The sequence below is a fragment of the Rhizobium sp. PP-CC-3G-465 genome (genome assembly GCF_004343445.1).
GTDB classification, from domain to species: Bacteria; Pseudomonadota; Alphaproteobacteria; order Rhizobiales; family Rhizobiaceae; genus Ferranicluibacter; species Ferranicluibacter rubi.
The window spans coordinates 192,790-206,561 of the sequence record NZ_SLYH01000007.1; the positions used below are offsets into that span (position 1 = coordinate 192,790).

At 60.6% G+C, this 13,772-nt stretch carries 16 protein-coding genes; 8 read left to right on the plus strand and 8 right to left on the minus strand.

Features of this window, described 5'->3' with window-relative positions:
• Positions 1–12 precede the first annotated feature (12 nt).
• Positions 13–417, plus strand: coding sequence for a DUF305 domain-containing protein (locus tag C8J33_RS21110; RefSeq protein WP_062595832.1), 405 nt, complete (start codon positions 13–15; stop codon positions 415–417).
• Positions 414–1,796, plus strand: coding sequence for a YncE family protein (locus tag C8J33_RS21115; protein ID WP_062595831.1), 1,383 nt, complete (start codon positions 414–416; stop codon positions 1,794–1,796). The genes C8J33_RS21110 and C8J33_RS21115 overlap by 4 nt, the downstream gene beginning before the upstream one ends.
• 358 nt (positions 1,797–2,154) lie before the next feature.
• Here C8J33_RS21115 and arsK read toward each other — a convergent pair whose 3' ends face one another.
• From arsK to C8J33_RS21145, 6 genes are read right to left on the minus strand one after another with little or no spacing between them, the layout of a single operon-like run.
• A complete protein-coding gene (gene arsK, locus C8J33_RS21120) occupies positions 2,155–3,342 on the minus strand; it encodes an arsenite efflux MFS transporter ArsK (RefSeq protein WP_062595830.1) in 1,188 nt (395 codons plus the stop codon).
• Positions 3,339–4,064 carry an arsenical resistance protein ArsH gene (gene arsH / locus C8J33_RS21125; protein ID WP_062595829.1) on the minus strand — a complete coding sequence of 242 codons (726 nt, stop codon included), beginning with the start codon at positions 4,062–4,064 and terminating at the stop codon, positions 3,339–3,341. The genes arsK and arsH overlap by 4 nt, the downstream gene beginning before the upstream one ends.
• Complete coding sequence (arsC, locus tag C8J33_RS21130; protein WP_062595828.1) at positions 4,039–4,461, minus strand: arsenate reductase (glutaredoxin); 423 nt, start codon at positions 4,459–4,461, stop codon at positions 4,039–4,041. Before arsC ends, arsH begins: the two co-directional genes overlap by 26 nt.
• Before the next feature lie 4 nt (positions 4,462–4,465).
• Complete coding sequence (gene arsB, locus C8J33_RS21135) at positions 4,466–5,500, minus strand: ACR3 family arsenite efflux transporter (RefSeq protein WP_132665256.1); 1,035 nt, start codon at positions 5,498–5,500, stop codon at positions 4,466–4,468.
• On the minus strand, positions 5,500–6,030 hold the full coding sequence (locus C8J33_RS21140; protein WP_062595826.1) for an arsenate reductase ArsC: 531 nt from the start codon (positions 6,028–6,030) through the stop codon (positions 5,500–5,502). The genes arsB and C8J33_RS21140 overlap by 1 nt, the downstream gene beginning before the upstream one ends.
• On the minus strand, positions 6,027–6,386 hold the full coding sequence (locus C8J33_RS21145) for an ArsR/SmtB family transcription factor (RefSeq protein ID WP_062595825.1): 360 nt from the start codon (positions 6,384–6,386) through the stop codon (positions 6,027–6,029). The genes C8J33_RS21140 and C8J33_RS21145 overlap by 4 nt, the downstream gene beginning before the upstream one ends.
• 853 nt (positions 6,387–7,239) lie before the next feature.
• On the opposite strand from C8J33_RS21145, the gene C8J33_RS21150 reads away from it, so the two are divergent.
• From C8J33_RS21150 to C8J33_RS21160, 3 genes are read left to right on the plus strand one after another with little or no spacing between them, the layout of a single operon-like run.
• Entirely contained in the window at positions 7,240–7,866 is a 627-nt protein-coding gene (locus C8J33_RS21150) for an ABC-three component system protein (RefSeq protein ID WP_132665257.1), read from the plus strand.
• Entirely contained in the window at positions 7,866–8,363 is a 498-nt protein-coding gene (locus C8J33_RS21155) for an ABC-three component system middle component 5 (RefSeq protein WP_132665258.1), read from the plus strand. The genes C8J33_RS21150 and C8J33_RS21155 overlap by 1 nt, the downstream gene beginning before the upstream one ends.
• Entirely contained in the window at positions 8,350–10,263 is a 1,914-nt protein-coding gene (locus C8J33_RS21160) for a hypothetical protein (RefSeq protein ID WP_062595822.1), read from the plus strand. The genes C8J33_RS21155 and C8J33_RS21160 overlap by 14 nt, the downstream gene beginning before the upstream one ends.
• A 164-nt stretch (positions 10,264–10,427) precedes the next feature.
• Here the strand turns inward: C8J33_RS21160 and ligD are convergent, their stop codons facing one another.
• Positions 10,428–11,483: a non-homologous end-joining DNA ligase gene (ligD, locus tag C8J33_RS21165; protein ID WP_062595821.1), complete on the minus strand. Its 1,056-nt coding sequence runs from the start codon at positions 11,481–11,483 to the stop codon at positions 10,428–10,430.
• Positions 11,484–11,608: 125 nt separating this feature from the next.
• Between ligD and C8J33_RS21170 the strand changes: the two genes are divergently transcribed.
• Positions 11,609–11,782 (plus strand): DUF3606 domain-containing protein, encoded by a 174-nt coding sequence (locus C8J33_RS21170; RefSeq protein WP_132665259.1) that lies wholly within the window; start codon positions 11,609–11,611, stop codon positions 11,780–11,782.
• Positions 11,779–12,024, plus strand: a complete 246-nt coding sequence (locus C8J33_RS21175) for a hypothetical protein (protein ID WP_062595820.1) — start codon at positions 11,779–11,781, stop codon at positions 12,022–12,024. The genes C8J33_RS21170 and C8J33_RS21175 overlap by 4 nt, the downstream gene beginning before the upstream one ends.
• A gap of 14 nt (positions 12,025–12,038) precedes the next feature.
• Here C8J33_RS21175 and C8J33_RS21180 read toward each other — a convergent pair whose 3' ends face one another.
• Positions 12,039–12,797 carry an SOS response-associated peptidase gene (locus C8J33_RS21180; protein ID WP_062595819.1) on the minus strand — a complete coding sequence of 253 codons (759 nt, stop codon included), beginning with the start codon at positions 12,795–12,797 and terminating at the stop codon, positions 12,039–12,041.
• Positions 12,798–13,128: 331 nt separating this feature from the next.
• Between C8J33_RS21180 and C8J33_RS21185 the strand changes: the two genes are divergently transcribed.
• On the plus strand, positions 13,129–13,772 hold a 644-nt coding region (locus tag C8J33_RS21185), incomplete at its 3' end, for an ImuA family protein (protein WP_110730160.1).

Below are 13,772 nucleotides of genomic sequence, written 5' to 3' on the forward strand. Positions count from 1 at the left end.
CCTTGTGATTCCATGCTGAAGACGCTTTTCCTGACCCTGGCCTTCGCCGGGGTGTCACTCTCCTCGGCAGAGGCGCAGGACGCGCACGCCCATCAGCACTCGCCGATGGTGCCGGCCACGCCCGACGGTCCACACTATGCCGAAGCGACCGCGGAGGCGATGGAGAGGATGCACGCCGGCATGATGTCGGCCCCGGTGACCGGGGATCCCGAGCACGACTTCCTGTCCCAGATGATCCCGCATCACCAAGGCGCGATCGACATGGCCAAGGCCGTCCTCGGCTCGACCTGGGACCCGGCGATCCGCAACCTCGCGCAGTCCATCATCACCGAACAGACCTACGAGATTACGCTGATGCGCTCGATGCTCGCCGCATCTGCCAACAAACCAAAGCCCGTTCCGGAGACAACCCCATGACCCGCACCGCCATTCTCGCCGCCGCGCTCCTCGTCTCGACATCGGCCTTCGCGCTGCCCGCCGCCTCAGACCGCGTCTACACCGCCGACCAGAACTCCAACACGGTCTCGGTCATCGACCCCGTCTCAAACAAGCTTCTGGGCCAGATCCGGCTCGGCAATCCGCGGCCGGACGTTCTGAGCCCCCTCTACAAGGGCGAGGTCAACGTCCACGGCCTAGGATTTTCGCCGGACCACAAGACGCTCGTCGTCGTCTCGACGGTGACGAACTCCGTCACCTTCATCGACACGGCGACCAATGCCGTGAAGGGCACGACCTATGTCGGGCGCAACCCGCACGAGGCCTTCTTCACGCCGGACGGGAGGGAAGTCTGGGCGACGGTGCGCGGCGAGGACTACCTCTCGGTGATCGATGCCACGACCTTCAAGGAGATGGGCCGTATCCCGACGACAAGCGGCCCCGGCATGACCAAGTTCTCGCGAGACGGCAAGCTCGCCTTCGTCGCCAACTCGTTCAACCCGGTGCTCGAGGTCTTCGACGTCGCGAGCCATGCGCTGGTGAAGCGGATCCCGGTCGTCTCGCCCTTCGTGCCCTTCGTACAGGTGAGCCCTGACGGCAGCGACGTCTGGCTGACGCACAAGGACGTCGGCAAGGTCACGCGCGTCGATGCCAGGACGCTCGAGGTGAAGGAGGTCATCGACAGCGGACCGATCTCTAACCATCTCGGCTTCGGCACGGTGGACGGCGAGACGCTGGTTTACGTGACGATCGGCGGCGAGAACGTCGTGAAGGTCTACAAGCCCGGCGAGACAACGCAGCTCGTCGCGACCATCCCCGTCGGCGCATTACCGCACGGCATCTGGGGATCGGAAGACGGCAGCCGCATCTTCGTCGGGCTGGAGAACGGCGACAAGGTCGACGTGATCGACACGGCCGAGCAGAAGGTTGTGGCCGAGATCCCGATCGGTCAGGCCCCGCAGGCCCTTGTCTTCGTGCCGGGCGCGGTGCCTGAGGGCGCGGGCACCGAGAACCTCATGCCGTTGAAGGCGGGTCCAGAGAACCTGACGCTATCGCTTAAGGCGCCTGAGGGCGCGGACGGTTCCGGCATGGTCGTCTCGCGCAATCTCGGGCTCGTCGATGCGATCGACGTCAGCGTCGCCAAGCTGAAGCCGATGACCGAATACGGCATGTTCTTCGAAGGTGAGGACGAGCCCGTCGTGGTGCTGAAGACCAACGACAAGGGCGCCGGCATGGCCTCCAGCATCGGCCCGGTGCGCACGATCGGCGCCCCCAGGGAGCCGACGGCGGGCAAGGAGCCGCGGCTGGTTGTGGTCGAGGGTCTGAAGGGCAAGGCTACCCCGGTCCTCGCCAGCCGCTAGAGACGGCTGGGTCCAAAATCGCCATTTTCGCCGCGAGCAACAGTCCGCGCCGAATTGGCTTGGTGGCATGTTCGCTGCGTATGGCGCTGTCTCTGGGGCCGATGATTGGACTCAAATTTGGGTGTCGCCGAACCCGTCGGGAGCAACTGAATGTCAGCTATCTACGAGTAGCAGCAGTAAGCGGACAGGCGGAAAACCACCCCATTTCGGCAGTAGCACCGACCAAAAAAGAAGATCTGCTTTCGGTATTCGGCCGAGGCCCGGTGGATGGCTGAAATGAGGGCGCGAAGCCGACGCCGCCTCCGGGCAAACCGGAACCTTGTGGTCGTCATAAACGATGGATTCAGCTTCGGTTCGATCAGGCTTGCCGTTGGAAGCGGAACAGAGTTGTAAAGGCGGCAACTGCCAGTAGCGCCAATACAATGATCCCGCCCACCGAAACACGGATGCCGAACCACTCCATCGTGAGGGCAAGTGCGAAGGGCGCAAGTGCCGAAGCCACCAGGCGGGCCGCCATCATCCTACCCTGAAGCTTGCCGTAGCCTTCACTGCCGAACAGCGCCAGCGGCAGGGTGCCGGACACGATGCTCAGCAAGCCATTGCCCATGCCGAAGATGACGGCAAAAACCATGGCACCGGGTATCGAGGGAGCACTCAGGATCAGGATCACCGCGCTGACCGGAATCAAGGCCGACGAGATCAGGGCAAGATGCAGGGCGTTGAGGCGCTTGCCGAACACCATATTGATCAGGCGGCTCGCCACCTGCGACGGACCGAAGAGAGTGCCGACGATGGCGGCGCTTGCGCCGAGCCCTAGTCCGGCCAGCAGCGGCACCATGTGCACCAGCACGGCTGCGCCCGCGAGGTATTGCAGGGCGAAGGCCGTGGTCATGAATAGGAATCCCGAGCGCCTGCGTTCCAGAGGCAGTGTGCCGAGCACCGGCTCGGTCGGGGATGATGCGGCCTGCTTGCGACTGTGAGTCACCCTCGTTGCCAGCCAGGCATGCAGCGGCAGGCAGACCAGCAGGTTGAGGCCTGCAAAGACCAGATAGACGTTCTGCCACGAGAGGTGCGTGTGCAGGCTCGAGGTGAGCGGCCAGAACAGTGTGGAGGCGAAACCCGCGATTAGAGTCAGGTAGGTGATGCTGCGTTGGGCCACGGTCGGCTGAAGCTGAACCAGGAGCGCAAAGGCGGCCCCGTACTGGACGAGGTTTGCGGCAACCTCGATGCCGATCAGGGCCGCGACATAGGTGGTTCTGCCGGGCGCATATGCGCAGGCAACCAAGGCGGCAGCGGCGACAGCCGAGCCGATGGTCATCAGCACACCCGCGCCAGCGCGGTCGATCAGGCTGCCGAGCCATGGCGCGGTGAACCCGCCGATCAGCAGGGCAACCGAAAGCGCGCCGAAGATCCACTCCTTCGACCAGCCGAAGCTGGCGCCCATGTCCGGCGCCAGGATGCTGAAGCTGTAATAGAGGGTGCCGTAACCGATGATCTGGGTGACACCGAGTGCCAAAATGGCCGCAACCGGCAGCCGTGCGGTCATATGGACGCGAGGCTCACGCGCTGCTCCAGCTTCTCGGCGGTTTCCTTGCGCTCGCTGTAACGATCGGTGAGATAGGCGGATGCGTCGCGGGTCAGCCATGTAAACTTGACCAGCTCCTCGCACACGTCGACGACCCGGTCGAAATAGGACGAGGGCTTCATGCGGCCGTCCGCGTCGAACTCTTGGAAGGCCTTGGCAACCGAGGACTGGTTGGGGATGGTGATCATCCGCATCCAGCGGCCGAGCACGCGCAGGTGGTTGACCGTGTTGAACGACTGGGATCCGCCGGACACCTGCATCACCGCGAGCGTCTTGCCCTGCGTCGGGCGGATCGAGCCGACCGCCAGCGGAATCCAGTCGATCTGCGCCTTCATGATGCCCGTCATGGCGCCATGGCGTTCCGGCGAGATCCAGACATGGCCTTCCGACCATTGCGTCAGGTCGCGCAGCTCCTGAACCTTGGGATGAGTGACCGGCGCGGCATCGGGCAGCGGCAGGTCTGTGGGATCGAAGATCCGCACTTCGCAGCCCAGCTCCTCCAGCAGCCTGCCCGCCTCGAACGCCAGCAGACGGCTGTACGATACGGTGCGCAGCGAGCCGTAGAGGATCAGGATACGAGGCTTGTGGGTCGAAAATGGCGGTCGCAGCGCGTCGAGGTCCGGCTGGCGCAGGTGGTCACGGTCGAGGGCAGGCAGATCAGCCAATGCGCTTGCCCTCCGCATCGAGGACCTGCTCGCCGTCTTCCTTGGTGAAGGGACCCTTGTGGGTGTCCGGCAGGATGTCGAGCACCACCTCGGAGGGACGCGACAGGCGTGTGCCAAGGGGTGTAACAACGAAGGGGCGGTTGATCAGGATCGGGTCCTTCAGCATGGCATCGAGCAACTGGTTGTCGGAGAGGTCCGGGTTGTCGAGGCCAAGATCCGCATAGGGCGTACCCTTCTCACGGAGGGCTTCACGCACGGTGAGGCCCGCATCCGCAATCATGGTTGCCAGCGTCGCTTTCGATGGTGGATGCTTCACATATTCGATGACCGTCGGCTCGATGCCGGCATTGCGGATCATCTCCAGCGTGTTGCGCGACGTGCCGCAGGCGGGGTTGTGGTAGATGGTGACGTCCATGGTATCAGGCCTTTCTGATGGCGTTGGTCCGGACGGCGGCGCCGCGCTCGTACCAGTTCTTGCTGCGGTTAACGATCCAGACCACCGACAGCATCACCGGCACCTCGACAAGGACGCCGACGACGGTGGCGAGCGCTGCCCCGGAGGTGAACCCGAACAGGCTGATGGCGGCAGCCACTGCCAGCTCGAAGAAGTTCGAAGCCCCGATCAGCGCCGAGGGACCGGCCACGCAATGCTCCTCACCGCTCACGCGGTTCAGCAGATAGGCAAGTCCGGAATTGGAGTAGACCTGGATCAGGATCGGCACGGCGAGAAGCGCGATGACGGTGGGCTGCGCGATAATCTGCTCGCCCTGAAAGCCGAACAGCAGCACGAGCGTGGACAGCAGGGCCACCAGCGAGACCGGCTGCAGCCGACCGGCCATGCGATCGACATCGGTGCTGCGGCGCAGGAGCTGGGCCACGATCACGGGCAGAACGATATAAAGCACCACCGAGAGGATCAGCGTATCCCACGGTACGGTGATGGCGGAAAGTCCCAGCAGCAATGCAACGATCGGGGCAAACGCGACCACCATGATCGCATCGTTGAGCGCCACCTGGCTCAGCGTGAAGTGCGGCTCGCCCTTAGTGAGGTTCGACCAAACGAACACCATGGCCGTGCAGGGCGCCGCCGCAAGGATAATCAAGCCCGCGATGTAGCTGTCGATCTGGGTTTCCGGCAGGTACGGCCGGAACAGCCAGCCGATGAACAGCCAGCCGAGCAGCGCCATCGAGAACGGCTTGACAGCCCAGTTGATGAACAGCGTGACGCCGATGCCCCGCCAATGGCGGCCGACCTGCGCCAGTGAGGCAAAGTCGATCTTGAGCAACATGGGAATGATCATCAGCCAGATCAGCACCGCTACCGGCAGGTTGACCTTGGCGACTTCGGCCGCACCGATGGCTTGGAACACGCCGGGCATGAGGTGCCCGAGGCCGATGCCAACGATGATGCAGAGGGCGACCCACAGGGTCAGGTAGCGTTCGAACGTAGACATCAGGCGACCTGCCCTTGCGGACGGGTGCTGCCTTCGAGTGCGCCGATCTCGCGCAGGCGGGTTTCCAGCGCCAGCTTGTCGATCGACGTCAGCGGCAGGCTCAGGAACGCCGAGATCCGGTTCTTGAGGAAGCGCGCGGCCTTGGAGAATGCCTGGCCCTTCTCGATCTCGGTGCCTTCCACGGCGGCCGGGTCCTCGACGCCCCAGTGAGCGGTCATCGGGTGGCCGAGCCACACCGGGCAGGCTTCGCCAGCGGCGTTGTCGCAGACGGTGAATATGAAATCCATCTGCGGTGCGCCGGGTTCGGCGAACTCGTCCCAGGTCTTTGAGCGGAAGCCGGTGGACTCGTAGCCGAGGGCGCGCAGTGTATCGAGGGCCAGCGGGTGCACCTGGCCTTTGGGCTGGCTTCCGGCCGAATAGGCCTTGAAGCGCCCTTTCCCTTCGCCGTTGAGGATGGACTCGGCAATGATCGAGCGGGCGGAATTGCCGGTGCACAGGAACAGCACGTTGTAGACGCGGTCGGTGGTCATTGCAGGTTCTCCGGAGCGGACGGGTCGCAGCAGGGGGTGAGAGCGGTGATGATAGGCGCGCATAGTTCAGCGCTGCCGCCGCAGCAGTCCTTGACCAGGTAGAGGGTCAGGTCGCGAAGGGCGTCGATCTCGGCGCGGTAGATTATCGAGCGGCTATGGCGCTCGCCTTTGATCAGCCCAGCGCGCGACAGGATCGCGAGGTGGGCCGACATGGTGTTCTGCGGCACGCCGAGCAGGCGGGCAAGTTCACCGGCGGGTACGCCCTCCGGTTCATGGCGGACCAGCAGCCGGAAGGTGTCGAGGCGGGTGGATTGGGCAAGGGCGGCAAGTGCCGCGATGGCTTTCTCTGATTCCATGTATCTGTATTACTGGATACATGGATTTTGTCAATCGTCGCGATCCGGTTAGCGATATTACCTCATCATCAGTGCGCTTGTGCTTCCAGTGAATGTCTCGCGAATCTAAGGCCGTTGGCGCCACTGCTGTGCTGTCAGCCGTAGTGGCCAGCATCCTTCCCTGATATCGGATGTCTGCTTAGGGCGACATGGCCGCTGTTGGCGGCGCAGAGGCGACGTGAGCCCCCGCCGGCGGGATGACTGCTTTCAGGTAGGCGCCATCACCGCTCTAATGTCGGAGATGATGGCGCATAGCGGAAATCATTTCCGCAAAGGGGCCGTGGGCGGACGGTCTGCTTCCGCGTGCGGCATTACCTTTAACGGCCATCCGTGTTTGGACGCCTACTACCGCTAAATTTCGGAAGGCAGTGCTATTAGGGTTGGTTAGATGGGATTTGTGCGCCATCATCGTTCGCTGCGGCTGAGTATCCCATCAATGCTGCGCGCAGTCAGGCTGACACTCTCGCGATACCTATAGACGGTCAGGCAGCACTTCAGACAACCTCAGTATTGCGGCCTGACAACTCGGATGTTAATCGTGGGTTGAATATTGGGGGGTGAGTATGCAGGACATAATCGGGCACATCATAACGTTCTTAGCGGGACTAGGGGCAGGCGTTGTCATCAAAATTCGCTTCGATTCAAGCAAACGGAAAAACTCCGTGACCTCGGTGGCCCGGAACAGCCAGGGAGCCGTCAATCAAAGCGGTAACAAGGTCGGCGGAAACCTGTCCGGCCGCGATACCCATGTGACGAGAGACTGACGGCCATCGAAGACGATCAGGATGAGCCAAGCATTCTAGCTGGGACTGCGTTGAGCGTTGTTCCGATGCCTTCGAATGGCCTGACCACATCACAGACCAAGAATAAGGTCGGCGGCCACATGGGCGGCAAAGACGTCTATGCGAACGGTGGTGACGTCAATATCTACAACGCCGCGCCTGATATGCAACCTGTCCCGAAGTCCACCAACGTCTTCCGGAAGCTATTCTCCAGGTTGGAGAGGGAAGCTGCTGAAGACAAGGTCTTGAACTCTTACATTCGGCAACTCGAAGTCTACACCCGACAGGTCGAAAACGAGGATGTGATCGGGTTAGAGGCGAAGCTCGTCTTGGCGAACAGGGAGCGACAAGTGCAGTTGGCGAAAGCTCTCAAGGAGAACGTCTATGGGGAAATCAAAGCGAACCAGTTTTCGCCGGCATACCAACTGATTGTGGCGACGCTGATGGCGAGAATCCACGAGCGTTTCGATTCACAGGTGCGCCACCTGATCGATGCAGGTGTGGATGCATCATTGGTGGATCAGACCGTCTCGAAAAATATAACTGTACCCATTGCAAACGAACTCGATGACTGCCCTCAGTTTGAGGATGTCTCGATAGATTACGTCCGCGGCATGATCTATTTCCTGACCGGCAACTGCCACATTAGGTGGGACTGATGTTAGTTTATCATCCCGCTTTCGACGTCTACCATGGTGTCTTCCGTGCTCTCCTGATTCTGGAAAACACACCAGGCAAATCCATGCCGACGGATACCCTAAGGATTGTCGATCTCTATTATGTCTTTCCATACCTGCTCGCCGATCTGGAGTTTCCGAAAGGTGCTGGAGTGAAGGGCAGGAAGCTGGCAGGCACCGCGTCCCGGTTCAACACATTGCCGTCTCCGAAGACGTTTCTGGCGCAGTCCAAAGGTCTGCATAAGCTGATCGTCGCCGCCTTGGCTGGCCGAGAGCTGATCTCAGGCGATGCCCTAAAGGTGGGCATAGTGAAGCGTACGGAGAATCTGGTGCCTGATGAATTGCTGAGGCACGCTACGCCCGAAGACCTGGATTTGGCCGGATATCTGGGAACAAAAATCGCAACCGTCCCACTGCTTGGCAAAGAGGGCCTAAAAGCGCGGTCGAAGTTGATGGAGTTTCGATATGATCCGACGTGACCCATCGCTAAGGCTGATCAGGCTGGTTGTGACCAAGTCCGGAAAAACCGCCTACGACGAGACATTCCATCCTGGCGTCAACATGATCCGAAGCGATGGAAACAGCCGTGGCAAGTCGACGATTGCGGACCTCATCTTCTTCGCGCTAGGCGGCAACCTTCTGGATTGGAAGCGCGAAGCAGGAATGTGCGATCAGACCTTCGCGGAGGTTGCACTCAACGGTTCGCTGGTCACATTGCGTCGCGAGATATCGACGACAGCTTCCCAGTTACCGATGTGGGTGTTTTTTGGCACCTTCGAGGAGGCGAACGCGAGTGCGGTCGAGGGGTGGATGAAGTTGCCCTACTCCCGATACCTCGAGCGAATGGGCTTCAGCCAGGTTCTGTTTACGGCGCTTACAATGCCCGAAGTCCCATCGGACGAAGCCAATATCACGATGCACCAGCTCCTCAGGCTGATGTATGTGGATCAGATGACCCCGGTGAATGCGATATTCCGAATGGAAGATCGAGATGCCGCGAATAGGCGTCAAGCCATCGGCGATCTGCTTTGCGGCGTTCTTGACGATCGCATTTACCCCAGTCAGATCTTGGCTCGACAGCTTGATCGTGAATATTCTGAAGTCACGAGCTCCTTTACCGCCCTACTGAAGGTCCTTCGGCGTGTTGACGAGAAGCTCGACTTCTCGGATCTCATCAATAGAACCGAAGAAGTCGAAGCCAAGCGTGTTTCCATCCTCCAGGAGATCGAAAACCTCCGCGCGTCGAGATATGAACGAGGACAAGCCGAGGACGACAGTTCGTCCGTGATCGAAGCGCTTCGCCGTGATCTGGACAAAGTCAGCCGCGACGTGGTCGCCACACAGCGTAGTCTCGATCGCCTCGCTCTTGCGATCGAAGACGCCGCTCTTTTGATCTCGGACCTTGAAAAGAACCTGAAGCAGATAGACCAATCGCAGGCGACTGGAGAGTCGCTTGCACCTTTCGTTTTTTCCTTCTGCCCCAGTTGCCTTTCTTCGGTCGAGCCGTCTCCGGACGGTCATCAATGCCATCTTTGCAAGACGGGCCTCGATGAGACCTATAATCAGTCTCGGTATGCACGTTTGCGCAACGAGGTGGAAATGCAGCTTAAGGAATCGAGGTCCCTTCAGGTAACGCGAGAAACGGACCGCGCTGCTCTTAAGGCTCAGCTCAGCGGGATGTATCGGGTACGCAATACCCTTTCCGAAGAACTCCTGACACGATCGCGACACTATCTAACCGAAGCCGACGCAAAGATCGAGGAGCTGACCCGATCGGTCGGATATCTCGACAGGGAGCTTGTCGATCTGGAGCGCGAACGCCGTCTGGCAGCCGAGGTGACCGAGCTTGCCCAGCGGAAGGAAAAGCTCAACGACACGCTGACGAACCTGAAGCGGGATATTGCAGGCTGGATAGCGGCCCGAGAGAAGCGGCAGGCGTCTATATATGGTCTGATATCGCGATTGACGGCTAAAATACTTGAGGACGACTTACCGAGTGATATAGAGCCTGTCGATGAATTCGGGGTGAGATTCAACTTCGGTGACAACGATATCGTAGTCAATGACAAGCGCGGCTACTCAGCAAGCTCCGCCACTATCATCAAAAACGCTTTTCACTTGGCACTGGTGTTCGCCTCCTGCCTGGACCAGCGCATGAAGTATCCAAGATTCGCGCTCTTGGACAACATCGAAGATAAAGGGATGACCGAGGCGCGAAGCCACAACTTCCAACGCGTTATATTGAAATGGAGCCAAGAAATGAAGGTTGAACACCAAATTATTTTCACGACGTCAATGCCTGACGGTGCTTTGGAAGACCCAAAATATACAGTCGGTCAAAAATACAGTGAGAAGCAGATGTCCTTGGACATTGGTTAACTTCAACCCGCTACCGTAACCGCGTCCGCTCTCGGGAAGACTGGCTCCTCTGTGAATGGCGGAAAGGGAGGCGCCAAGCGGCCGTAGGTCACCGCCTCAAACATCGATCTAAGCCCTAGAAACTCCCTGTCGGCAAGAGACGGCGCTAATGCGCTCCCGTAACGTCAACCTTCGAAAATGTACACGTCGGTGGTATCCTCGGCATCTCGCAGACCCTTGTAGCTCGCGTGACGAAGTTTCCCGTCGCCCGTCCAGGCACGGTATTCAATCTCGGCTGCGAGTATCGGTTCTACGAACACCAGGGACTTTCCCTTCACGGCGACGGCTGGCCGCTTCGTGCGCATCGCATTTAGTCTGTCCATCAGTTCGCGTGCATCCCTGTCCGTAAAACCCGTCCCTACGGAGCCGACATAAACCAGCGCATCACCCTTGCGAGCACCGAGCAGCAAGCTGGCGATTGCGCCGGGCGACGAGGTCGAGGGTTCATAGCCGACTACGACGAAGGTGTCCGACTGGACGCATTTGATCTTCCTCCACTCGCCACCACGTCCTGACCTGTACGGGGCGTCTAATCGCTTTGCGACAATGCCTTCAAGGCCCAGTTCGCATGCTGTCGCAAACAGGGCCGCTCCGTCGGTAACGAGCATCTCGGAAAGCCTGATAGCGCCGGCTGCCTTTTCGAGAAGCGGATCGAGAAGCATTCGGCGCTCCTCGAGTGAGAGCTTGGATAGGTCGTGGCCGTCGAGGTAGAGCAGGTCGAACGCGTACAGCACCGTGTCCGTCGCGACCTTTTTACCTCCGCGGCCGCCGAGCGACGCGACGAGAGCGTTGAAGTCGCTGCGACCCTGCTCGTCGAGGACGACGACCTCCCCATCGAGGATCATGGTCGCCGGACCAAGTTCAAGCGCGGCTTTTTCGATTGCTGGAAACCGATGTGTCCAGTCATGGCCACCACGGGTCAGTATGCGGATGTTACCTCCGAGCTCGCTGTGGACGTGGACGCGATAGCCGTCCCATTTCACCTCGTAGGCCCAGTCCGGTCCTTTAGGTGGCTTGGCTGTCAATAAGGCAAGGCACGGTTCGATCCGCTCCGGCATGAGGTCGAGCGGCAACTGAGGCTGTGCGGGATCACGAGCGTTTCGCCGTTGGCTGCGAAGCGGTGCTTCGGCCTCAGTCCTGAGGTGCTTTGGTCTTGAACGGTTGAGGGGTTTGCTCGCCATCAGGCGATGACAGCATTAAAAGGTTAAAGAACGACCGACACCATATTGATCTTGATGATCGAGAGTGAAGGAACCTCAGAAATCGCAGCAAGTTACCTATATGTTTCGATATTCGGAGATACAAGATGGCCAAGACCTCTCGCGGAAGAAACCAGGACCGAGCCCGTGTCGCAGCAGGCCAGGATCACGAAGTCGCCTACGAGGCCAAAAAAGAGGACGTTTCGAAAGACAGCGTCAAAGATGCGGTAAAGGCCGTAGGCAACAGCCGAAGCAAGGTCGAGGACAAGCTCGAGAAATGAGCGAAGATCGTTCGGGTGGTCCGATTGGGCCCAAAAGGCATGATATTGGCGCGACCTTCGGCGGCCGGGATATCCAGCGGGCCGAGGTGTCGCTAATGGTGAAGAAAGACAGCGGCTTGCGTGCGACGGCCGAAATTACGAACCGCGGACTGCTGTCGGTGGCGGTGCTGGTTTCTTCGATACTGCTATCGACGGCGGCTCTCGTTCATGTCGCCGCGACTGCAAAGGGCCGAAGGCGATAAAGCCAACGCCATCTCTACGATAACGCGTCAGCAGAGCCAAGCTCGCGGTCAACAGAAGGAGGATTGAGGAGAACCAGCCGGTCTTCCGGCAATGGACGCTGCAGCGCCTTCGCCTCTGCCCAAGGCAGCGTCAGCCACGCCTCGACCTCGTCCGATGTCGTCAGGATTACCGGCATCGCCTTCGGGTGGATCGGCCCGACGACCGCATTCGGCGGGCAGGTAAGGAAGGCATGATAGTCCGCGGTGATCAGCCCTTCCTTGACCTTGCGCACGCTCGTCCAGTCCTTGACCCAGATGCCGGCGAAGAACATCAGCGGCTCACTCGCGTTGGCGGCAAACCAGGCATTCGGCGTGCGTCCGCCTTCGACTTTACCGGCCGGGTTCGGCTCGGCAAAGCGGGTGAGCGGCACGACGCAGCGGTTCTCGATGCCCAGCCAGCGCTTCCAGTGGCGACTTGCAGTATTGCGCACGTTTGTCGTGCCACCGTCCGGCTCGTGTTTGAGCAGCGCGTCGAAGTCGACGTCCTTCCCCTTGGCGCGCAGCTTGTCGGCCCGCTTGGTCGCGGCCTCGTACAGCGCCTGGCTTGAACTCGGCATGCCCCAGCGCACGGAGGCAAGCTCGCGCACGCCGTCGGGTGCATTGCGCACGATCGGCGCCATCCGGTCGGGGTAGACATCGAGCGACGGCTCCATGTTGCCGATGATGTCACGGGCAGCATTGGCAAAGGCGCGGATCGCCTCCTGGTTCGTCGTGATGTTGTAGAGGTTGCACATCTGTCTCCTCCCATGGGAATGGCCGGTCGAGAGGCCGGGTCGGGCGATCCTAGCACGCGGACGCGATTTTGCGAGCAACAGCCTCCATGCGAATGAGCGGCGACGCTCCTCCACAGGCCGACGCATTTCCTGTTGATGATCCGGAAGGTGGTCCGCGACTTACCATTCTGAATCAAAAGCGGATTCCTCACAGAACGTCCGCCTCCGACTATTTTCCTATTCCAAGCGGACTTGACTCCTATCCCGAAAAGAACAAGTCATGAACATCAGCTTCGTAAGCGGCATGATGCCGCGCTTGTAACCCGCAAATCTCGAAAGGAGTGCGTGATCGATGACGGCTGCCCGCGCACAGGTTCTCACCGAGCTTCGCGACCGGATCGCAACGCTGGAATGCAGCGTTCCGCGTCAGGCCGGCTGGCTGCCCTTCGGCGTGCTGGCGATCGACGCCGTTCTGCCGGGCGGCGGTCTTGCCCGTGGCGCGCTGCACGAGATCGCCGGCGGCGGATCGGGCACAGTCGACGGTGCGGCGGCAGCCTTGTTCGCCGCGGGGATCGCGGCCCGCACGAAAGGCAAGGTCGTCTGGTGCCTCACGCGGCCGGACCTGTTCTTCCCGGCACTTGCCCAGGTGGGCCTCGATGCCAATCGTGTGGTCTTCGTGGAAGTCGATCGTGAGGAGGACGTGCTGGCTTCGATGGAAGAGGGCCTATCGCATGGCGGTCTCGGTGCCGTGGTCGGCGAACTCGTGCGCCTGCCAATGACCGCCTCGCGTCGGCTCCAGCTTGCCGCCGAGAAGTCCGGGACGCTCGGTCTCGTGGTGCGGCGATGGCGACGGCAGACGGAGGCCAATGACTTCGGCCAGCCGACGGCATCCAGCACGCGGTGGCGGGTCAGCGTGCTGCCGTCGGTGGCGCTGCCGGTTCCCGGTGTCGGCCGGCCGCAATGGTTCCTGGAGCTGATGCGGGTCAAATCGGGAGA

Bases quoted from the DNA above. Each gene is read 5' to 3' on its own strand.
- arsB (WP_132665256.1), bottom strand. From the start codon at position 5,500: ATGTCTACGTTCGAACGCTACCTGACCCTGTGGGTCGCCCTCTGCATC.
- arsC (WP_062595828.1), bottom strand. From the start codon at position 4,461: ATGGACGTCACCATCTACCACAACCCCGCCTGCGGCACGTCGCGCAAC.
- arsH (WP_062595829.1), bottom strand. From the start codon at position 4,064: ATGCGGAGGGCAAGCGCATTGGCTGATCTGCCTGCCCTCGACCGTGAC.
- C8J33_RS21145 (WP_062595825.1), bottom strand. From the start codon at position 6,386: ATGGAATCAGAGAAAGCCATCGCGGCACTTGCCGCCCTTGCCCAATCC.
- ligD (WP_062595821.1), bottom strand. From the start codon at position 11,483: ATGGCGAGCAAACCCCTCAACCGTTCAAGACCAAAGCACCTCAGGACT.
- C8J33_RS21170 (WP_132665259.1), top strand. From the start codon at position 11,609: ATGGCCAAGACCTCTCGCGGAAGAAACCAGGACCGAGCCCGTGTCGCA.
- C8J33_RS21140 (WP_062595826.1), bottom strand. From the start codon at position 6,030: ATGACCACCGACCGCGTCTACAACGTGCTGTTCCTGTGCACCGGCAAT.
- C8J33_RS21180 (WP_062595819.1), bottom strand. From the start codon at position 12,797: ATGTGCAACCTCTACAACATCACGACGAACCAGGAGGCGATCCGCGCC.
- arsK (WP_062595830.1), bottom strand. From the start codon at position 3,342: ATGACCGCACGGCTGCCGGTTGCGGCCATTTTGGCACTCGGTGTCACC.
- C8J33_RS21175 (WP_062595820.1), top strand. From the start codon at position 11,779: ATGAGCGAAGATCGTTCGGGTGGTCCGATTGGGCCCAAAAGGCATGAT.
- C8J33_RS21115 (WP_062595831.1), top strand. From the start codon at position 414: ATGACCCGCACCGCCATTCTCGCCGCCGCGCTCCTCGTCTCGACATCG.
- C8J33_RS21155 (WP_132665258.1), top strand. From the start codon at position 7,866: ATGTTAGTTTATCATCCCGCTTTCGACGTCTACCATGGTGTCTTCCGT.
- C8J33_RS21110 (WP_062595832.1), top strand. From the start codon at position 13: ATGCTGAAGACGCTTTTCCTGACCCTGGCCTTCGCCGGGGTGTCACTC.
- C8J33_RS21160 (WP_062595822.1), top strand. From the start codon at position 8,350: ATGATCCGACGTGACCCATCGCTAAGGCTGATCAGGCTGGTTGTGACC.